Here is a 19,379-nt window from a genome sequence, read left to right as displayed (position 1 = left end):
GCATCACTTCTCCGTCTCGATCAGTCCGCGCACGAACCAGCGCTGCATCAGCACCACCACCAGGATCGGCGGAAGGATCGCCAGGATCGCGGTCACCATCACCAGATGCCACTCCGTGTCAGCATCGGCGAAGGAGATCATCTTCCTCAGGGCGATGACGATCGTGTTCATGTCATTGCGGTTGGTGACGAGCAGCGGCCACAGATACTGCGTCCAGCCGTAGATGAAGAGGATGACGAACAGCGCCGCGATGTTGGTGCGCGACAGCGGCAACAGGATATCCTTGAAAAACTTCCACGGGCCGGCGCCGTCGACGCGCGCCGCTTCGACCAACTCCCCCGGAATCGTAAGGAAAAACTGACGGAACAGCAGCGTCGCCGTGGCCGAGGCGATCAGCGGCACGATCAAGCCGGCATAGGTGTCGATCAGGCCGAGATCGACCATCACCTTGTAGGTCGGCAGGATGCGGACCTCGACCGGCAGCATCAGAGTGATGAAGATCAGCCAGAAGAAGGTCATCCGCAGCGGGAACCGGTAGAAGACGATCGCATAGGCCGAAAGGATCGAGATCACGATCTTTCCGAGGGCGATTCCGAGCGCCGTCACCGTCGAGTTGAAGAGCAGGGTGCCGACGCCGACCCCGCCTATGCGCCCGATCCCGCCGAACAGCGCCTCCGAATAGTTCGCCACCGCCTCGCTGCCCGGGACCAGCGGCAGCGGCGGCCGCAGGATCGTCTGCAGCGTGTGGGTGGAGGCAACGAAGGTGTAGTAGATTGGGAACGCGACGATCACGACGCCGAGGATCAGCACGGCGTGCGCCAGATAGATACCTGCAGCCGACTGCCCGATCATCAGCTTGTCATGTCCGCTTGCGGGCGGAAGCATCGACGGCTCAGCCATAATGCACCTTCCTCTCGACATAGCGGAACTGCACCGCGGTGAGCGCGATCACGATGACCATCAGGATCACCGACTGGGCGGCCGAATCGCCGAGGATAAGGTTGACGAAGCCGTCGTTGTAGACCTTGTAGACCAGCGTCTCCGTAGCCTTACCCGGCCCGCCGCCGGTGACGGCGTGGATGATGCCGAAGGTGTCGAAGAAGGCATAGACGGTATTGACCACCAGCAGGAAGAAGGTGGTCGGCGCGAGCAGGGGGAACACGATCGTCCAGAAGCGTTTGGTCTCGCCGGCGCCGTCAATGGCCGCAGCTTCGATCAGCGTTTTCGGGATCGCCTGCAGCCCGGCGACGAAGAACAGGAAGTTGTAGCTGATCTGCTTCCAGGCTGCCGCCGCCACGACAAGCACCATCGCCTGCGTGCCGTTGAGGAGCGGGTCCCAGGCAATTCCCGCGGCACGCAGCAGGTAGGCGAGGCTGCCGATAGACGGGTTGAACAGGAACAGCCAGAGCATGCCGGCGATCGCCGGCGCCACCGCATAAGGCCAGATCAGCAGCGTGCGATAGAGCCCGCGACTGCGCACGACCTTGTCGGCCATGACGGCGAGCAGCAGCGCCACGCTCATGGCAACCGCCGCGGTGGAGACCGAGAATATGGCCGTGACCTTGAGCGAATTCAGATAATTGGGGTCCGCCAGCACCTTCCTGAAGTTGGCGAACCAGACGAAGCTGCTCTTCAGGCCGAACGGGTCTTCCCGCAGCATCGACTGATAGAGCGCCTGGCTGGCGGGCCAGTAGAAGAAGATCGCCGTGATCGCGAGCTGCGGCGCGACCAGCAGGTAGGGCAGGATCTTGTTCGGGAAGACAACGCGGGGTGTCATGACGGACTCCGCGCTAACCTCCCCCTTGAGGGGAGGTCGGCGGGCACAGCCCGCGGGGAGGGGTCGCTTCTCAAATGCATTGCCTCCGTTGCTTCGGCCAAACCGCGCCGGAGCGCGGCCGCACGTATCCCCTCTGGCCGCTGCGCGGCCATCTCCCCCTCAAGGGGGGGAGAAGTCACCAGCGCAGCTCAGTTGCTGGCTTCCTTGATCGCCGCGTTGCCGCGCTGGACCGCGTTGTCGAGTGCCTGCTGGGCGGTCTGGTCGCCCGCCAGCATCTTCTCGTACTCCTCGTTCATGATGTCGCGGACCTGTGGCAGGTTGGGCAGTCGCACGCCCTTGGAGTTCTCGGTGGGCGCCTTGCCGAGCATCTGCTTGATCGGGATCTCGCGCGCCGGGTTCTTCTCATAGAAGCCGTCGGCCTTGGTCTTCTCATAGGCCGCGAGCGTCACCGGAAGGTAGCCGGACACCTGATGCAGGCGCGCCTGAATGTCGGTCTGGGAGAGGAAGTTGAAGAAGGCCGCGACGCCCTTGTACTCCTCGTCCGATTTGCCGGCGAATACCCAGAGCGATGCGCCGCCGGGGATCGTGTTCTGCGGCTCGGTGTCATAGGGCAGCATGCCGGTGCCGTAGTTCATGCCGGACTTCACGACGTCGCCGAGGCCGCCTGAGGATTCGGTGAAGATGCCGCACTCGCCGGCGAGGAAGATCTGCTTGGCCTCCGAAGTGCGGCCGCCATACTTGAACGTGCCGTCCTTGGCGAGATCCGCGAGCTCCTGGAAGTGCTTCACGAAGGGCTCGGAATTGATCGTGAGCTCGACATTGGGTCCCGCGATGCCGTTCTCCTGGGTGCCCCACTGGTAGTTGTTCCAGGCGGCGAAGTTCTCGGTATGGATCCATGTCAGCCAGGTGGAGGTGAAGCCGCATGGCGCGGCACCTGACGACTTGATCTTTTTGGCGGCGTCCCAGACCTCGTTCCAGGTCTTCGGCGGGTTGTCCGCGTCGAGGCCGGCCTTCTGGAAGATGTCCTTGTTGTAGTAGAGGATTGGCGAGGAGGAGTTGTAGGGGAACGACAGCATGGTGCCGTCCGGCTTGGAATAGTAGGAAACGATGCCTGGCAAGTACTGGCTCTTGTCGAACGGCTGGCCGCCAAGTTCGAGCACCTCCGCGACCGGGTTGATCGCGCCTTCGGCGGCCATCATGGTGCCGGTCCCGGCGTCGAAGACCTGCATGATGTGCGGCGGCTGCTTGGCGCGGAATGCGGCGATGCCGGCGTTCAGGGTCTCAGGATAGGTGCCTTTGAAAACGGGTACGACCTTGTAGTCGCTCTGGCTCTCGTTGAACTCCTTCGAGAGTTGCTCCACGACCTCGTTGTTGGCGCCTGTCATGGCGTGCCACCAGGAAATCTCTGTGACGGCAAAAGATGAGGACGTCGTAAGAAGCGTGAAGGCGAGGCCGTAAGCGGCCGGCAACGCATGAATTTTCATGTTTCACTCCCGTTCTCGTGGGCGATTGAGGTTGGCATCGCGCCGTAAGTATCGGCTAAACTTGTTAGATCGACAACGGGTGTTCGACGGGCGGCGCTGTCCACAGTTGTCAGGACTTGCCGGACCGGCGGATCATCGCGACGGGTCACCCTGCCGGCCAAAATTCTTACCTTACGAAACTCGTTAACCTTAACAAATGGTTTACGTTGCACGCGCCGCCCTGCCGCTCCAATTTGGCCGGAACGGAGGCGCGATGTCGCGGATACTCACACTGTTCCTGTTGCTGCACTGGGCGGCTGTGTTCTCGCTGCTTGCCGGTCTTGCTCTGTTTGGAGACGAGGGCGGCTTGAGCAGCGGTTTCAGCTTCTTCGGTGCGATCTTATCCGGCGCCGACCATCTGCTAGCAGGGTTCCCGGCTTTGAAGGCGGCGGTGGCATTCGGCTTCGCCATCTGCGCCGTTCTGTTCTGGTGGTCGCTTGTCACGGCCTTACTGGGCAGCGCAGCCGTTGCGGACGAGGTGCTTCGGTTGGCGTTTGCAGGGGCCTGCTGTCTGATGACGGTGATGCTCATCATCGGCTCGCTCAAGGCTCCGTCCGGTGTATTTGGCGCCATGGCGGCGCATTTCGCGGCCCTGATCGCCTCGTTCGCCGCGATCGGGACGGGACAGAAACTCGGCGAGCGCCGCTCCGCGAAGGCAGCGCGTGTTAGGGGCCATGACGCGTCGCAGACAGCGAGGCTCTATCGCTTCGTGGCCAGCTTCGACGGCGGACGGAGCGCGGAACGCTGATGCGTATCATTCTCGCACTGTGGGCGGCACCGCTCCTGGCCTTCTGGGGCTGGTTCGGGCTTTCCTACTACGACATGAATTTCGGCTACGTCCTGCTGACGCGGGAGGCGCACGAACTCATCTTCCAGCTTTATGGGGAGATCCTCGGGATCGATCCGGTTACGATCCCCTCGCTGGTTGCCAAGGCCTGCGTCTTCGACACCTTCATCCTTCTCGGCATTTGGGCCTTCCGCCGTCGGCGCAATCTGCGCGCATGGCTGGCGCGCAATGAAGTCCGCTCTCGCTTCGCGCTTCGCCGGGCCCGCTACTCGGGTGAACCCGTTCCAGGGTCGACGCCCAGCCGGTGAAGCCGGTCCAAGACGCCCTGCAGGATGAAGGCCGCGGCGGCTGAATCGATCATCGTCTTGCGGCGCGCCCTGGAAAAATCCATCTCGATGAGCGTCCGCTCGGCCGCGACGGTGGACAGTCTCTCGTCCCAGAAGGCGAAGGGCAGCGGCGTCAGCTTCTCGATATTGCGGACGAAAGCGCGGGTGGACTGGACGCGCGGTCCCTCGCTGCCGTCCATGTTCACCGGCAGGCCGACGACGACAGCCGCCACGTCCTCGGACAATAGCAGTTTCAGCAGCGTCTCGGCGTCGGCGGTGAACTTCTTGCGTATGATGACCGGCCGAGGATGAGCGAAGGAGAGGCCTCGGTCCGAGACCGCCACACCGATCGTCTTCTCGCCGAGGTCTAGGCCGGCGAGCACCCGGCCGCCGGCAAGAAGGCCCGGAAGCTCCTCGATGGAAACGACAGTCAAAACAGGCCTCACCTTTCTGTAGTATTGCTCTTGCCGTGCCGCGTTCTATCCTTGGGCCGCACTAAGATCGAGGCGACAAGGCAATGAAACTCACCTGGTACGGCCATTCGGCGTTCCGCGTCGAGAGCGGAAACGCAAGGATCCTGATCGACCCCTTCCTCACCGGCAACCCGTCCTGGTCCGGCGGCTGTGAAGGCCCGGCCGAGGGTATAACCCACGTGCTTCTCACGCACGGCCACAGCGACCACATCGGCGACTCGGCCGCCATCCTGAAGAAGACCGGCGCCATGCTGGTCGCCAGCTTCGAGGTCTGCATGTACCTCGTCGGCCAGGGCGTCAGCGGCGAAAAGATCAACCCCGGCAACACCGGGGGCACCGTCGACTGCGGCGGGTTCACTACCACCTTCGTTCGGGCGGACCATTCCTCGTCATTCGGGAACGATGACGGCTCGAACACCTATCTGGGCAACCCGCTCGGGCTGGTGCTGCATTTCCCCGATGGCCGCTCGCTCTACCACATGGGCGACACGGACATCTTCGGCGACATGGCGCTGATCAACGAGTTGCACCAGCCGGAGATCGGCATCGTGCCGATCGGAGATCGCTTCACCATGGGTGGCGCGGTGGCGGCGCTGGCCTGCCGGCGCTTCTTCAACTTCAAGAAGGTGATCCCCTGTCACTACGCCAGCTTCGGTCTCGTCGACCAGACCGCCGACAAGTTCGTGACTGGCCTGGAGGGGAGCGGCCTCGACGTGGTCATTCCGAAGATCGGAGAAGCCGAGGACATCTGAGCACAGTCTCTGAGGCCGCAGTAACGGGGGCGCGCAGAATCGAACGGGAGAGGGCCTGCCATGTTGGTGCGTGCTGCAGTTGCTTCTGCCATGTTGATGATGGTCGCGCCCGTGGCCGCGGCGGACCTCCCCAAAGGGGTCTATCTCAGGTCGCAGGATCTCTGCGCGCAGGCTCGCAAAGAATCGCTGCAGGCGGTGATCGAGGCCGGCAATGCGATGCTGTCCGCCCGCGGCATCGACGCGATCGAATACAATTGCGAATTCGTGCAGGTGACGCGGGCCTCGCGCATCCCGACCTGGCTCGTGGATGCCGTATGCGAAGAGCCGGACTACATTTGGCCGGACGTGCTGACGGTCACGGAACGTATGGCTGGTCAGCTCGATGTCGTCTCGGTGAAGCTGGATGAGCCGGAATCCGGCGCCATCGACAATGGTGGCACATTTTTCCTCTGTGAAGGCCTGACCGCCCCGTAGCGTGACTGCCTCGGCACTGAACGCTTGCGAACGGCGTTTGCATACAGATGTTAAGGCCTTCGCGCTTGGAGGCCGGTCGGCGACCGTTGCGCCAGCGGCGCGGCGCCGCTATAGCGGCCTCGGCCCTCCCGAAACTCCGCCGAGGCAAGAATGTCCGTCGATCTAGCAACAGTAAAACGCGTCGCGCGGCTCGCCCGCATCGCCGTGACCGACGAGGACGCCGAGCGCATGACCGGTGAGCTCAATGCGATACTTGGCTTCGTCGAGCAACTGAACGAAGTCGACGTCGCGGGCGTCGAGCCCATGACCTCGGTGACGCCGATGGCGATGAAGAAGCGGCAGGACGTCGTCACCGACGGCGGCAAGGCGGCGGACATCGTCGCCAATGCCCCGGCTTCGGCCGAGAACTTCTTCCTGGTGCCGAAGGTGGTGGAGTAGGGTCCATGGCGATCGAGATCGCCGTCGAAAGCCCGCTGCAGGACGAGGTGCGAGCGCTTATCGGCGAGTTGAATGCCGCCTTGCTGGAACTCACGCCGCCCGAATACTGCTTCCACATGACCGTGGAGGAGATGGCGGAGCCGGCCACCACGGTGTTCATCGCCCGCGACAATGGTACCGCGATCGCCTGCGGGGCCCTGAAGCGGCACGTCGGCGGCCTCGGCGAGGTGAAGCGCATGTACACGCGGCCCTCGCACCGTGGCCGCGGGATCGGCATCGAGATCGTGGGGCAGGTCGAGCGGCTCGCCCGCGAGGAGGGCCTGACCCGGCTTGTGCTGGAGACCGGCGATCGCCACCCCGCGGCCTGGGCCGTGTACGATAAGGCGGGCTTCAGGCGTTGCGGCCCGGTGCTCGACTATCCGGATTCCACCTATTCGGTCTTCTACGAGAAGGCCCTGAGCGAGTGACCATGACCGACCTGACCAGACTGACGATCGCCGACGCGCGCGACAAGCTGCGGGGCAAGGAGATCACCGCGGGCGAACTGACCGAGTCCTATCTGGCCGCGATCCACGCCGCCAACGATACGCTCAATGCCTATGTCACCGTGACCCCGGACAGGGCCCGGGAGATGGCCAAGGCCTCGGATGCCAGGCTCGCGCGCGGGGAGAGCGGTGCGCTTGAGGGCATTCCGCTCGGCATCAAGGATCTCTTCGCCACCGAGGGCGTCCACACCCAGGCCTGCAGCCACATCCTCGACGGCTTCAAGCCGCGCTACGAGTCCACCGTCACGGCCAACCTGTGGGCCGACGGCGCTGTCATGCTGGGCAAGCTCAACATGGACGAGTTCGCCATGGGCTCGTCGAATGAGTCATCCTACTATGGCCCGGTCGTGAATCCCTGGCGCCGTTCGCGCGAGGAGCCGAGCTTGATGCCGTCCACCCATATGGGCGAGGGCGGTTTTGTCCACTCCGGCGGCGGCGTCACGCAGGCGCGCACGCTGGACAACATGCGCCTGGTGCCAGGCGGATCGTCCGGCGGCTCGGCGGCTGCGGTCTCTGCGTTCCTCTGCGCCGGCGCCACCGCGACCGACACCGGCGGCTCGATCCGCCAACCCGCCGCCTTCACCGGCACTGTGGGCATCAAGCCGACCTATGGCCGCGTGTCGCGCTGGGGCATCGTCGCCTTCGCCTCCTCGCTCGATCAGGCCGGACCGATCGCGCGCGACGTCCGCGATGCCGCGATCCTGCTCAAGTCGATGGCGTCGGTTGACGACAAGGATACGACTTCGGTCGATCGCCCCGTGCCCGACTACGAGGCCGCGCTCGGGCGTTCGGTCAAGGGCATGAAGGTCGGCATTCCCCGGGAATACCGCGTCGAGGGCATGCCGGAGGAGATCGAGGCGCTCTGGCAAAAGGGTATCGCCTGGCTCAAGGATGCCGGCGCCGAGATCGTCGACATCTCGCTGCCGCACACCAAATACGCCCTGCCGGCCTATTACATCGTCGCCCCGGCCGAGGCCTCCTCGAACCTCGCGCGCTATGACGGCGTGCGCTACGGCCTTCGGGTGCCGGGGCGCGACATCGTCGAGATGTACGAGAAGAGCCGCGCCGAGGGTTTTGGCCGCGAGGTGAAGCGCCGCATCATGATCGGCACCTATGTGCTCTCGGCCGGCTACTACGACGCCTACTATCTGCAGGCTCAGAAGGTCCGGACGCTGATCAAGCGCGATTTCGAGAACGTCTTCGACAGTGGCGTCGACGTGATCCTCACCCCGGCGACGCCGTCCGCCGCCTTCGGCATCGCCGACGAGGACATGGCCGCCGATCCGGTGAAGATGTACCTGAACGACATCTTCACCGTGACGGTGAACATGGCGGGGCTGCCCGGCATCGCCGTTCCCGCCGGCCTGGATGGGCACGGCCTGCCGCTCGGCCTGCAACTCATCGGCCGCCCCTTCGACGAGGAGACGCTTTTCCAGACGGCGCACGTCATCGAGCAGGCGGCTGGCCGCTTCGAACCGGAGAAGTGGTGGTAGAAACTAGAGCGCGGCGCTGGCGACCCCCTGCCCCTTGTGGGGAGGGATACAGGGTGAAGGTCTTCGAGGGTTTCTCGAAACGCGTCTTCCCGCCGTTATTCATCACCACTAGGTCCGCAATTTACCGCCACCCTCTATCCCTCCTCACAAGGGGGAGGGAGTGGCGAGCGCCGCACTCGACACTCCAAGGTGGCTTGCCGCCAAGCGGTTTAACAGGCCGGGAATCTGCTACACACCTTAGCCTTGGCTCAAGGCGCGGACCCGCATGTTCTTCTACGTGTCAAAAATCTTCTGGTTCTTCATCCAGCCGCTGAACCTCTCCATCTTCCTGCTCCTAGCCGGGCTGGTCGCTGCAGCGTTGCGCCGCAAACGGCTGACCATCGCCACCATGGCGGCCGCCTTCCTCATTCTCGGCTCGGCGACGTGGACATCGCTCGGTCAGAGCCTCCTTGAGCCGCTGGAGGATCGTATCTCCAGGCCGGATCCCGCGCCGGAGAAGGTCGACGGCATCGTCGTGCTCGGCGGCGGGCTGGAAGGTGCGATCAACCTCGTGCGCGGCGGTTACGAACTGAATGCCGCCGGCGACCGGTTCATCGAGACTGCCGTGCTGGCGCGGCGCTACCCGCAGGCGCGTGTCGTGGTCAGTGGCGGATCCGGCTCGCTGCTGCTGGAAGGTGAGGGCGACGCCGCTACAGCGCTGCGCCTGCTGACGGCGCTGGGTGTCGACCAGAGCCGGCTGGTCCTGGAGAACGAGTCGCGCAACACTTACGAGAACGCCCTGTTCTCCAAGAGGATGGTCTCGCCGGATCCGGGCCAGACATGGCTTCTCGTCACCTCGGCCTTCCACATGCCCCGGTCGATGGCCCTCTTCCGCAAGGCCGGCTTTGACGTGGTGCCCTGGCCGGTCGACTACCGCACGACGGGCCGCGAAAGCCTCTTCTTCGGCGACAACGCGATCGACTCCCTCCAGGCGACCACGCTGGCGATCCGCGAATGGATCGGGCTGTTTGCCTACTGGATCTCAGGGCGGATTGAGACGCCGTTTCCGGAGTAGGGGGCAATAGGAAGTCGGCAGTCGGGAAATGAAGGAATAAGTCATTGAGTTCGGCCGAGCGCAAGCTCGCCCTGCCGACTGCCGACTGCCGACTGCCGACTGCCGACTGCCTAGTCCCCTATTCCCCTACTCCCCTCACTCAGCGCCACCAGCCTCGCCTCCGAGAAGAACTGGCGACGCACCAGCACCGCCAGAAGCAGGGATGTGGTGAGCGCAAACACCAGCGGGTTGATGAACCAGCCGAGATAGCCGATCGAGAAGAAGATGCCGCGCAGCCCGGAATTGAAGTGCGATCCTGCCAGCATGTTCATGCGCGCAGCGCGGTCGGCCGCCGCCCAAATTTCCTTCGGCTCGTAGCCCGGGTCGCTGGCCATCGGGACCGCGCCGATCAGGATCGAGCAGTAATTGAACAGGCGGTACGACCAGCCGAACTTGAAGAAAGAGTAGGCGAGGATGGCGATTAGGCCGAACACCTTGATCTCGTAGGCCTGTCGCGAATACGGCCCTGCATAGGGCATGTCGGCCACGATCTGCGCCACCTGGGCCGACGCATTCAGCAGCGCGAAGCAGCCGCCGAGTGCAATCAGAGAACTTGAGGCAAAGAAGGCGGTGCCCTGCTGCAGGCCGACCATGATCCCTGTGTCGATCATGCGTAGTTCCCGCCTTGCCATGCCGCGCATCCAGGCGGCGCGCTGGGCGTTCATCGCCTGGCTGAGCGACACGCGGCTCACCAGCCGGCCCGATGCGGCAAGCCCGTGCACCAGCCAGGCGGCCAGGAAGTAGGCGAGCGCGGCGAAGTCCGTCGGCGAAAGAATCAGCGAATCGAGCATCGTCGAAAGCCTAGCGTCGACCCGGCGTGTAGCAAATGTGCAGCATCAGCCTGTTTTCGGCAGCGAGCGAGGAGCCGACACAAAGCCGCCTCACCAGCTAAGAATCAATTTATGCAGAACTCCATAGAACCCATTGGTTTAGTGGAAGTTCTCTCCGATCACGGCAAAGGTGCGCGGGGCGTCTGCCACTTTGTTGCCACTTTCGTCGTTGCCAAGGCGCACCCGGCGGCATATTCATCGCCTCACCGTGATCCGGCTGCAACAGCGCGAACAGCGCTCCGGATCCGTATTCACAGGGTGATCATGGACGAACCAATTCAGAAGTCCTGCTGGGGCGTAACCGCCAAGGCAGTTCTCGGCTTCGCAGGCATTCTCCTTCTGACCTGGCTGATTGGCGGCGGGGAGACCGCCGCGGTTCTTGTCGCAGGCTGATCCGGGCCACGGTAGGGCAATCGTAAAAGGCGCGGGCGACCGCGCCTTTTGCTTTGTCAGCATGTCGCGCCCGGAAGAGCCGACTTCGCGGCCGGTCTAGCGGCAGCACCCTGAAATGCCGATATGATGAGAGGCAGTCGCGACTCGTGGTCTAAGGGCGTCGCGTCAGGGTAGGAGCGTTTGGTGTTTCTCTCGGTTTTCGACCTCTTCAAGATCGGCATCGGGCCTTCGAGTTCCCACACGATGGGGCCGATGACAGCTGCCCGCCGCTTCCTGGACGAGCTTGCCGGCAACGACTGGCCCCGCCCGGCCGGAACGAAGGTAGGTCGCGTCGGCGCCAGCCTTCATGGCTCGCTCGCCTATACCGGCATCGGCCATGGCTCGGACAGGGCGGTCATCCTCGGCCTGGCCGGCGAGATCCCGACTACCGTTGACCCCGACAAGGCCGACGCTCAGATCGAGGCGATCAGGGCGGCAAAGCGGGTCACCCCGCCCGGCCACCCCGGTTATCTGTTCGATCCCGACAAGAACCTCGTGCTCGACCGCAAGACGCCCCTGCCGGGGCATGCCAACGGCATGACCTTCTATGCCTATGACGTCGACGATCATCTAATCTTGCGCCGGGTCTATTACTCGGTCGGCGGCGGCTTCGTCGTTTCCGAGGAGGAGTTGCAGCGCTCGAAGGGCGCGGCCAGGAAACCCGGCGCGACAGTGCCCTTCCCCTTCGCCAAGGCCGAAGAGATGCTCGCGATGGCGGCCAAGAGCGGGCTGTCGATCGCCGAGATGAAGCGCGCCAACGAGGAGACGCAGATGTCGCGCGCCGAACTGGACGCCGGCCTGGACGCGATCTGGGCCGCGATGCGCGGCTGCATCGAGCGCGGGCTCAGCCAGGAGGGCATCATGCCGGGCGGCCTGAAAGTGCGCCGCCGCGCCAAGATGCTGCACCAGAAGCTCGATGAGGAGTGGCGGCAGAACCGTCCCAACCCGCTTCTCGCCAATGACTGGCTGTCCGTCTATGCCATGGCGGTCAACGAGGAGAATGCCGCGGGCGGCCGCGTCGTCACGGCCCCCACCAACGGTGCCGCCGGCGTGGTTCCGGCCGTCATGCGCTACTGGCTGCACTTCCACCCAGAAGCGGACCAGCCGAGCATCCGCGACTTCCTACTGACTGCGGCCGCGGTCGGCGGCATCATCAAGACCAATGCGTCGATCTCGGGCGCCGAGGTCGGCTGCCAGGGGGAGGTGGGCTCCGCATCCGCTATGGCCGCTGCCGGCCTGGCTGCCGTCATGGGCGGCACCCCGGCACAAGTCGAGAACGCCGCCGAGATCGCGCTCGAGCATCATCTCGGCATGACCTGCGATCCTGTCGGCGGCCTGGTCCAGGTGCCCTGCATCGAGCGTAACGCGCTGGGCGCCGTCAAGGCGGTCACCGCCGCCTCGCTGGCGGTCAAGGGCGACGGCACGCATTTCGTGCCGCTGGACGCCGCGATCGAGACGATGCGCCAGACCGGCCTCGACATGAACGAGCGCTACAAGGAGACCAGCCTCGGCGGTCTCGCCGTTAACGTGGTGGAGTGCTGAGCCTCAAGCCTCGTCGAGCACGAAGGTGACTTTCATGTCGACGCGGAATTCCGACACCTTTCCGCCGTCGACCTTGCCGACGATTTCCTTCACCCAGACTTGCCGCACGTTCTTCAGCGTGGCCGAGGCACGCTCGACGCCGTGCGCAATCGCCTCCTCGATGGTCGGACCCGAGGCGGTGATCTCGGTGTTCTTGGCAACTGTCATGGATTCCTCCTGCCTCTTGCGCCATGGCGCGCTGGTCCGAACGCACGGCGGCCCCTTTGTTTCCGGTATTTTGGAAAGTTGATCTCTTCCGAACAAGGCCGAAATGGGCGCGATGCGGGCCAGGAAGGCTGGAGACCTAGACCACGGACAATTGAAGCGGATCCCGCTCCTCGTCCTGTGGAGAACCGCCTCTGCCGTTGACCGTGCCGATGGGCGCGCTAAACCTTCGCCCGATGCCGCTCAATCTCATAAAGCTCTGCGTCGGCTGCGACAGCGTCGAGGATCTGGAAGAGTGGATCGCCTTCCGTCTCGATGAGCGTCGCCGCGCCGGCGAGCCTGCCGAACAGTTTCACACCACCCGCATGGTGCCCACCCGCTCGGCGGAGATCCTTGATGGAGGCTCACTCTACTGGGTCATCAAGGCGCAGGTGCAGTGCCGCCAGCGCATTCTCGACATCCGGCCCTTCACCGATGGCGAGGGCATAGGTCGCTGCCATATGATCCTTGACCCGACTGTGATCCGCACTGAGTGGCAGCCGCGCAGGGCCTTCCAGGGCTGGCGCTACCTCACCCCAGCCGATGCACCGGCGGATCTTGGGCGGGCCGGCGCGGCGCTGCTCGAGATGCCGCCGCAACTCAGGCAGGAACTGGCGGAACTCGGGCTCCTCTAGACCGGCATCGCCATCGCTAGACGGCCCAGATTGGGTCTCTGCGTATAGAAGCCACGGGCCACGGCAGGTGAGGGGCGGTGCGACTTCCCGACGCCACCATGGGAACCCTTGCATCCGCCTTTTTGCCGACACATCTTGTTCTCATGTCCAGGGAGGATACCGCTGCGGCAGTGCCGGTCGAGCGCCCGATTTCTCGGGAGTCCGACGCAATGCGCAGCCGGCTTCTCCCGCACTCCATCTTCCGGAGGACACGCCTTTGATCGAGAACGTGCCGGGCGGTGCGCCGCCATGACCTACGTGATGGGCGGCCTCGGCCTTGTCATCGGCCTTGCCTTGCTGATGGTCGTGTTCGTGAAGACGGATCCGGCCAAGCTCGCGCGCAGCCTGCGCTTCGCCGGTCCCATGCTCTTGGGTGCGGCTGGGCTTGCAATGTTGCTGGTCGGCCGGGCGGGGCTGGGCGGTCTTCTGCTGTCGGCCGCACTGGGCTGGTACGGTGCTTCGCGCCTTCATTCCGCCGCCGGACCGAAGTCGCCGGGCAAGCGTTCCAACGTCCGCACCGCTGCGCTGGAGATGGAACTGGACCATGAAACCGGCGCTCTGGAAGGCCTTGTTCTTGCCGGGCGGCATGAACAGCGCGTGCTTGGCACCATGAGCTTGCGTGAACTCCGCGAGGTCCATGAGGACCTACGCCACGATGCGGAAAGCCGCCAGCTACTTGAGACGTATCTTGACGGCCGTTTTCCCATCTGGCGTGACCACGCGAAGCCTGGTCATCGCAAAGGGAAGCGAGTTGCGCCAAGCACGGGCGCCATGACTCAGCAGGAGGCCTACAAGATCCTTGGTCTTGAAGCGGGGGCCACCCCTGCGGATATCCGCCAGGCGCATCGCCGCCTGATGCAGCGCCTGCACCCCGACCTCGGTGGAACCTCTTTCCTCGCCGCGCGGATCAACGAAGCCAAGGACGTCCTTCTCGCCAAACACCACTGATCTCCCGATACGAGGCACACAGTCGGAATGCGCTGAAGCCGCTCAGTTCTGGACGGCGTAGCAGGTTATGTTCTTCTTCTTGAGCCGGTCGCAGGTCTTCCAGGCCGCCGTCTTGGACGAGAACCCGGCAAATCGCACCCGGTGGTAGGTAACGCCGTCCTTCTGGAAGGGAACGGTATACCCGGATGCGGACGAAAGAATGGACGACGCCCTCTGGGTGGTCGCCGCCAGCTTCGCCGTGGCTTCCGCCTTGCTCGGCGACGACGCCACCTGGATCACCCAGCCCGACGGCTCGACGGACGCGGTCTTCAACTGATCGAGGGCGACGGACGGGCGAGGGGCGGGGTCGGCGAAGGCCTGCTCGATCCGCATCGTCGCTGTCTCGACCTGCGGCCCGGCTTCTTCGGTGCGTTCCACGATGTCCGCGACTTCCTGATCCTGATCCTCGTCGTCACGGGCGCTGGGCGTCGGCACATTATGCGTCGGCAGGATCGCCTTTGCTGTCTGCGTGAGCGAGGGACCGGTCGCCGAGGCGACAAGCGGCCCGCCCTTGCGCGGGCTCGCCTTCGGCAGGTACTGAGCGATCAGTTCGGCCATGTGCTTGTCGCGGCTTGCCCCGCTGGCGCCACCCATCACAACCCCCACGATGCGCCGGTTGCCGTCATCGACCGACGAGACCAGGTTGAAGCCCGAGGCGCGAATGTAGCCGGTCTTGATGCCGTCGACGCCCTTGATGCGTCCGAGCAGGCGGTTGTGGTTGGCGATCTGCTGCTTGCCGTATTTGAACGAGCGGGTCGAGAAATAGGGATAGTACTCCGGGAAATGCTCGCGCAGCGCGAGACCCAGCGTCGCCATGTCGCGGGCGGTGGTGAACTGGCCAGTATCCGGCAGCCCGTGCGGGTTGCGGAACACCGTATTCTCCATGCCGAGCGCGCGGGCCTTGGCGGTCATCATGCGGGCGAACTTCGCTTCGGAGCCGCCGAGCAGTTCCGCCAAAGCCATGGCTGAATCGTTGGCGGAGCGCGTGATCAGCGAGTAGATGGCGGTCTCGACCGTGATGGAGCCCCCGGCGCGCACGCCGAGCTTCGTCGGGGCCTGCGCCGCGGCCTGGGCCGAGAACGGAACGGGCGTGTTCTTCGTGATCTGCCCACCCTTCAGCGCCTCGAAGGTGAGATAGAGCGTCATCATCTTGGTGAGCGACGCCGGATAGCGCCGGGCGCCGGCGTTTGCGGAGAACAGGACCTTGCCCGTATTGGCGTCAACCACGATCGCTGCATAGCGCGAGTTTGCGGCGGCCTCACTTGCGATCATGCTCATCGAGAGGGCGAGCAGCGCGGCGAGAGTTCTGGTGGCGAGGAAGGCTCGGAAGAAGCGGACGTAGGTCGCCTGACGCACTGCTGACACCCTTTGAGTTTTCATTGACTCGGCGAGGCGGCAAAGGTCCGGCCTCGACCGTGCACACTAAGGGCGCCGTCGTTACCAAGAGGTTTATGGTAACCAGATCGTTCAGGATTTCGGGGCGGCTTTAGACAATTTTTATTGGTCCTGGCCCCGGGCGAGAGCCTGCGTCGAATGAGCCGGCTCACTTGACGGTTTGTGCATTGCACATCAAATAGGCGGATAGCCGATTACCATTCACCGGGAGGATCCCCCATGACCCCCATGTTCGATGGTGCCAACATGTTCGGCAAGGAGTTCGTAGACACGAGCGTGAAGAGCTTCGCCTCCCTTTCCCAGGCAGCGCAGGCGATCGTCGCCGAGACGAGCGACTATACCCGACGATCGTACGAAGCTGGCGCCGCCACCCTCGAGCAACTCGCTGCGGCGAGGTCGCTCGAAACGGCGTTCGAGATCCAGACCGACTATGCCAGGAAGGCCTATGAGGGCTTTGTCGCGGAGTCTGCCAAGCTGAGCAGCCTCTACGCCGATATGGCCAAGGAGGCGTATAAGCCATTCGAGTCGATGGTCGCCAAGCCGAAGTAGGCGAACTTCTCCAGTTCTGATCCGTTCGCAGCCCGGCTGGTCAGCAGCCGGGCTTTTCGTTGCTTGGTTGATCAATCGTAGGTGAGGGTGCGATGCGCGTCCGCTTCCATATTGTCAGCCCGAAAGAAGGGCTTAAAATCGCGTCGGCGAGACCTACATGTGACCGGCGGGGAATGCCCGTGAAAGGAAAGGAACAGTGGTTGAAAGGCGGGGCAGCGAAAGGGCGGCAGTCAGTGACGATGCAGGGCGGCGACTCGGATCGGCAGGGACCGGGACGGGGCACTGCGGTAATAACGCGGACCAAGCCACGCACCAAGAAGCCGAGCCTCTACCGTGTTCTGATCCTCAATGACGACTACACCCCGATGGAATTTGTGATCCATATTCTGGAGCGTTTTTTCCAGAAGGATCGGGAAACCGCCACACGCATTATGCTGCATGTCCATAACCACGGCGTTGGAGAATGCGGGGTCTATACATTCGAAGTGGCGGAGACGAAGGTGGCTCAGGTCATGGACTTCGCCCGTCAGAACCAACATCCGCTGCAATGCGTGATGGAGAAGAAGTGAGGTCTTAATGCCGGCTTTCTCACCAGGGCTCGAAAAGGCGCTGCACCAGGCGCTGACTTTCGCCAACGAGCGGCACCACGAGTACGCAACCCTCGAGCACCTGCTCCTGGCGCTCATCGACGACGCCGAAGCGGGGGCGGTCATGCGTGCCTGCAACGTCGACCTCGAAGAGCTCCGCCGCACGGTTCTCAACTACATCGACACCGAGCTCGACAATCTCGTCACTGGCTACGACGAGGATTCCAAGCCGACGGCCGGCTTCCAGCGCGTCATCCAGCGCGCCGTGATCCACGTCCAATCCTCCGGGCGCGACGAAGTGTCCGGCGCCAACGTTCTTGTCGCGATCTTCGCCGAGCGCGAAAGCCATGCCGCCTATTTCCTGCAGGAACAGCAGATGACCCGCTACGACGCGGTCAACTACATCTCGCACGGCATCGCCAAGCGTCCCGGCGCCGGCGAAAGCCGTACGCCGCGCGGCACTGAGGAGGATCAGTCCGGCTCGCAGGCCGGCAACGATGCGGAGGAGAGCGGCGGCAAGAAGAAGCAGCAGGACGCTCTGACCGCCTACTGCATCGATCTCAACAAGAAGGCCCGCTCGGGCAAGATCGACCCGCTGATCGGCCGAGCCGACGAGATCAACCGCACCATCCAGATCCTGTGCCGGCGCTCCAAGAACAACCCGCTCTATGTGGGCGATCCGGGCGTGGGCAAGACTGCCATTGCGGAAGGCCTGGCCAAGCGCATCGTCGAAGGTTCGGTGCCGAAGGTGCTGGCCGGCGCGACTATCTTCGCGCTCGACATGGGCACGCTGCTCGCCGGTACCCGCTATCGCGGTGACTTCGAGGAGCGGCTGAAGCAGGTGGTCAAGGAACTCGAGGAGTTCCCCGGCGCCATCCTGTTTATTGACGAGATCCATACCGTCATCGGCGCCGGTGCGACATCCGGCGGCGCCATGGATGCGTCTAACCTGCTGAAGCCCGCGCTCTCTTCCGGCGCGATCCGCTGCATCGGCTCGACCACCTACAAGGAGTTCCGCCAGTTCTTCGAGAAAGACCGGGCGCTCGTTCGTCGTTTCCAGAAAATCGATGTGAAGGAGCCGTCGATCGAGGACACGATCGAGATCATGAAGGGCCTGAAGCCCTATTATGAGGACTTCCACCAGGTGAAGTACACCAACGACGCCCTCAAGGCGGCGGTGGAACTGTCAGCCCGCTACATCAGCGACCGCAAGTTGCCCGACAAGGCAATCGACGTGATCGACGAGACGGGCGCCTCGCAGATGCTGCTGCCCGAGGCCAAGCGCAAGAAGACGATCTCCGTCAAGGAGATCGAGGTGACCATCGCCACCATGGCGCGCATCCCGCCGAAGACGGTCTCGGCCGACGACGAGCAGGTGCTGGCAAACCTCGACGCCGAGCTGCGGCGCGTCGTCTACGGTCAGGACACCGCGATCTCGGCGCTAGCCTCGGCGATCAAGCTGGCGCGGGCGGGCCTGCGCGAGCCCGAGAAGCCGATCGGCTGCTACCTGTTCTCCGGCCCGACCGGCGTCGGCAAGACCGAGGTGGCCAAGCAGCTTGCCGCGTCGCTCGGGGTCGAACTGCTGCGCTTCGACATGTCTGAGTACATGGAGCGCCATACCGTGAGCCGCCTGATCGGCGCGCCGCCCGGCTATGTCGGCTTCGACCAGGGCGGCCTGCTCACCGACGGCGTCGACCAGCATCCGCACTGCGTGCTCCTCCTCGACGAGGTCGAGAAGGCGCACCCGGATCTGTTCAACATCCTGCTGCAGGTCATGGACCACGGCAAGCTGACCGACCACAACGGCAAGCAGATCGACTTCCGCAACGTCATCCTGATCATGACGACCAACGCGGGTGCGTCGGACATGGCGAAGTCGGCGATCGGCTTCGGTTCGTCGAAGCGCGAGGGCGACGACATGGAGGCGATCAACCGGCTGTTCACGCCGGAGTTCCGCAACCGTCTCGACGCGATCATCCCTTTCGGCTCGCTGCCGGTGCCGGTAATCCATCAGGTGGTGCAGAAGTTCGTCATGCAGTTGGAGGCGCAGCTTGCCGACCGCGGCGTGACCTTCGACCTGCAGCCGGAGGCCATCGCCTGGCTGGCCGAGAAGGGTTACGACGAGCGCATGGGCGCGCGTCCGCTTGCCCGAGTCATCCAGGAGCACATCAAGAAGCCGTTGGCGGACGAGGTGCTCTTCGGCAAGCTCAAGAAGGGCGGAACGGTTCGCGTCAGCGTCGAGACCAGGGAGACCGGCGAGAAGGGCCTCAAACTGGAGGCCTTGGCCGACGAAGCTCCCGTCAAGCCGAAGAAGGAAGACCCGACCAAGGCTTCCACGCGGAAATCTCCTCGCAAGAGTGCTCCGAAAGCGGCGAAGCCGAAACTGCTTCCGCCCGCCAAGGATGCAGGCAAGCGCAGCCTCGTCCCGCAGCTTCCGCGCAAGGGCTGAGGACATCCAA

At 64.0% G+C, this 19,379-nt stretch carries 22 protein-coding genes; 15 read left to right on the top strand and 7 right to left on the bottom strand.

Annotated elements, in window-relative coordinates; genetic code table 11:
* Positions 1–3: 3 nt before the first annotated feature.
* The 3 genes from ugpE to ugpB form a co-directional block, all read right to left on the bottom strand.
* The gene (gene ugpE / locus HUI96_RS22450) at positions 4–852 is read right to left on the bottom strand and encodes a sn-glycerol-3-phosphate ABC transporter permease UgpE (protein ID WP_188257018.1); all 849 of its coding nucleotides are present in this window, start codon (positions 850–852) and stop codon (positions 4–6) included.
* Between the two features lie 40 nt (positions 853–892).
* Positions 893–1,777, bottom strand: coding sequence for a sn-glycerol-3-phosphate ABC transporter permease UgpA (gene ugpA / locus HUI96_RS22445; protein WP_188256935.1), 885 nt, complete (start codon positions 1,775–1,777; stop codon positions 893–895).
* Positions 1,778–1,965: 188 nt separating this feature from the next.
* The gene (ugpB, locus tag HUI96_RS22440; RefSeq protein ID WP_188256934.1) at positions 1,966–3,261 is read right to left on the bottom strand and encodes a sn-glycerol-3-phosphate ABC transporter substrate-binding protein UgpB; all 1,296 of its coding nucleotides are present in this window, start codon (positions 3,259–3,261) and stop codon (positions 1,966–1,968) included.
* Positions 3,262–3,514: 253 nt separating this feature from the next.
* Between ugpB and HUI96_RS22435 the strand changes: the two genes are divergently transcribed.
* Complete coding sequence (locus tag HUI96_RS22435) at positions 3,515–4,048, top strand: hypothetical protein (RefSeq protein ID WP_188256933.1); 534 nt, start codon at positions 3,515–3,517, stop codon at positions 4,046–4,048.
* Positions 4,048–4,395 (top strand): DUF6105 family protein, encoded by a 348-nt coding sequence (locus HUI96_RS22430; RefSeq protein WP_188256932.1) that lies wholly within the window; start codon positions 4,048–4,050, stop codon positions 4,393–4,395. Before HUI96_RS22435 ends, HUI96_RS22430 begins: the two co-directional genes overlap by 1 nt.
* Here HUI96_RS22430 and ruvX read toward each other — a convergent pair.
* Positions 4,353–4,847: a Holliday junction resolvase RuvX gene (gene ruvX, locus HUI96_RS22425; RefSeq protein WP_188256931.1), complete on the bottom strand. Its 495-nt coding sequence runs from the start codon at positions 4,845–4,847 to the stop codon at positions 4,353–4,355. The two genes, HUI96_RS22430 and ruvX, sit on opposite strands and share 43 nt — an antisense overlap.
* An 83-nt stretch (positions 4,848–4,930) precedes the next feature.
* Here ruvX and HUI96_RS22420 point away from each other — a divergent pair, with 83 nt between their 5' ends.
* The 6 genes from HUI96_RS22420 to HUI96_RS22395 all read left to right on the top strand — a co-directional run bounded on the left by HUI96_RS22420 (position 4,931) and on the right by HUI96_RS22395 (position 9,642).
* Positions 4,931–5,638, top strand: coding sequence for a metal-dependent hydrolase (locus HUI96_RS22420; protein WP_188256930.1), 708 nt, complete (start codon positions 4,931–4,933; stop codon positions 5,636–5,638).
* A 60-nt stretch (positions 5,639–5,698) separates the two neighbouring features.
* A complete protein-coding gene (locus HUI96_RS22415; RefSeq protein ID WP_237684296.1) occupies positions 5,699–6,112 on the top strand; it encodes a hypothetical protein in 414 nt (137 codons plus the stop codon).
* A gap of 150 nt (positions 6,113–6,262) precedes the next feature.
* The gene (gene gatC, locus HUI96_RS22410; RefSeq protein ID WP_188256929.1) at positions 6,263–6,550 is read left to right on the top strand and encodes an Asp-tRNA(Asn)/Glu-tRNA(Gln) amidotransferase subunit GatC; all 288 of its coding nucleotides are present in this window, start codon (positions 6,263–6,265) and stop codon (positions 6,548–6,550) included.
* A 5-nt stretch (positions 6,551–6,555) separates the two neighbouring features.
* Positions 6,556–7,017: a GNAT family N-acetyltransferase gene (locus HUI96_RS22405; RefSeq protein WP_188256928.1), complete on the top strand. Its 462-nt coding sequence runs from the start codon at positions 6,556–6,558 to the stop codon at positions 7,015–7,017.
* Between the two features lie 2 nt (positions 7,018–7,019).
* Entirely contained in the window at positions 7,020–8,588 is a 1,569-nt protein-coding gene (locus HUI96_RS22400) for an amidase (protein WP_188256927.1), read from the top strand.
* 265 nt (positions 8,589–8,853) lie between these two features.
* Positions 8,854–9,642, top strand: coding sequence for a YdcF family protein (locus HUI96_RS22395; protein WP_188256926.1), 789 nt, complete (start codon positions 8,854–8,856; stop codon positions 9,640–9,642).
* A gap of 110 nt (positions 9,643–9,752) precedes the next feature.
* Here the strand turns inward: HUI96_RS22395 and HUI96_RS22390 are convergent, their stop codons facing one another.
* Positions 9,753–10,472: a DUF599 domain-containing protein gene (locus tag HUI96_RS22390; RefSeq protein WP_188256925.1), complete on the bottom strand. Its 720-nt coding sequence runs from the start codon at positions 10,470–10,472 to the stop codon at positions 9,753–9,755.
* Positions 10,473–10,583: 111 nt separating this feature from the next.
* Between HUI96_RS22390 and HUI96_RS22385 the strand changes: the two genes are divergently transcribed.
* Together HUI96_RS22385 and HUI96_RS22380 are read left to right on the top strand one after the other, a co-directional pair.
* Complete coding sequence (locus tag HUI96_RS22385) at positions 10,584–10,904, top strand: hypothetical protein (RefSeq protein WP_188257026.1); 321 nt, start codon at positions 10,584–10,586, stop codon at positions 10,902–10,904.
* A gap of 183 nt (positions 10,905–11,087) precedes the next feature.
* Entirely contained in the window at positions 11,088–12,485 is a 1,398-nt protein-coding gene (locus HUI96_RS22380) for an L-serine ammonia-lyase (protein WP_188256924.1), read from the top strand.
* A 3-nt stretch (positions 12,486–12,488) separates the two neighbouring features.
* Here the strand turns inward: HUI96_RS22380 and HUI96_RS22375 are convergent, their stop codons facing one another.
* Complete coding sequence (locus tag HUI96_RS22375) at positions 12,489–12,692, bottom strand: dodecin family protein (RefSeq protein ID WP_188256923.1); 204 nt, start codon at positions 12,690–12,692, stop codon at positions 12,489–12,491.
* A 233-nt stretch (positions 12,693–12,925) separates the two neighbouring features.
* Here HUI96_RS22375 and HUI96_RS22370 point away from each other — a divergent pair, with 233 nt between their 5' ends.
* Positions 12,926–13,363, top strand: a complete 438-nt coding sequence (locus tag HUI96_RS22370; RefSeq protein WP_188257016.1) for a DUF1489 family protein — start codon at positions 12,926–12,928, stop codon at positions 13,361–13,363.
* Positions 13,364–13,651: 288 nt separating this feature from the next.
* A complete protein-coding gene (locus HUI96_RS22365) occupies positions 13,652–14,350 on the top strand; it encodes a DnaJ domain-containing protein (protein WP_237684295.1) in 699 nt (232 codons plus the stop codon).
* A gap of 42 nt (positions 14,351–14,392) precedes the next feature.
* On the opposite strand, the gene HUI96_RS22360 is transcribed toward HUI96_RS22365, so the two are convergent.
* Complete coding sequence (locus HUI96_RS22360; RefSeq protein ID WP_188256922.1) at positions 14,393–15,769, bottom strand: serine hydrolase; 1,377 nt, start codon at positions 15,767–15,769, stop codon at positions 14,393–14,395.
* Between the two features lie 234 nt (positions 15,770–16,003).
* On the opposite strand from HUI96_RS22360, the gene HUI96_RS22355 reads away from it, so the two are divergent.
* From HUI96_RS22355 to clpA, 3 genes are all read left to right on the top strand, one after another.
* Positions 16,004–16,333, top strand: a complete 330-nt coding sequence (locus HUI96_RS22355; RefSeq protein ID WP_188256921.1) for a phasin family protein — start codon at positions 16,004–16,006, stop codon at positions 16,331–16,333.
* Positions 16,334–16,572: 239 nt separating this feature from the next.
* Complete coding sequence (gene clpS, locus HUI96_RS22350; RefSeq protein ID WP_188257014.1) at positions 16,573–16,902, top strand: ATP-dependent Clp protease adapter ClpS; 330 nt, start codon at positions 16,573–16,575, stop codon at positions 16,900–16,902.
* 7 nt (positions 16,903–16,909) lie between these two features.
* The gene (gene clpA / locus HUI96_RS22345; RefSeq protein ID WP_188256920.1) at positions 16,910–19,369 is read left to right on the top strand and encodes an ATP-dependent Clp protease ATP-binding subunit ClpA; all 2,460 of its coding nucleotides are present in this window, start codon (positions 16,910–16,912) and stop codon (positions 19,367–19,369) included.
* The last annotated feature ends 10 nt before the right edge of the window (positions 19,370–19,379 follow it).

The sequence above is a fragment of the Pseudaminobacter soli (ex Zhang et al. 2022) genome, assembly GCF_014595955.1.
GTDB classification, from domain to species: Bacteria; Pseudomonadota; Alphaproteobacteria; order Rhizobiales; family Rhizobiaceae; genus Kumtagia; species Kumtagia pseudosoli.
Note: the sequence above shows the minus strand (reverse complement) of the source record. Positions and strands in the feature narration are given on the sequence as shown.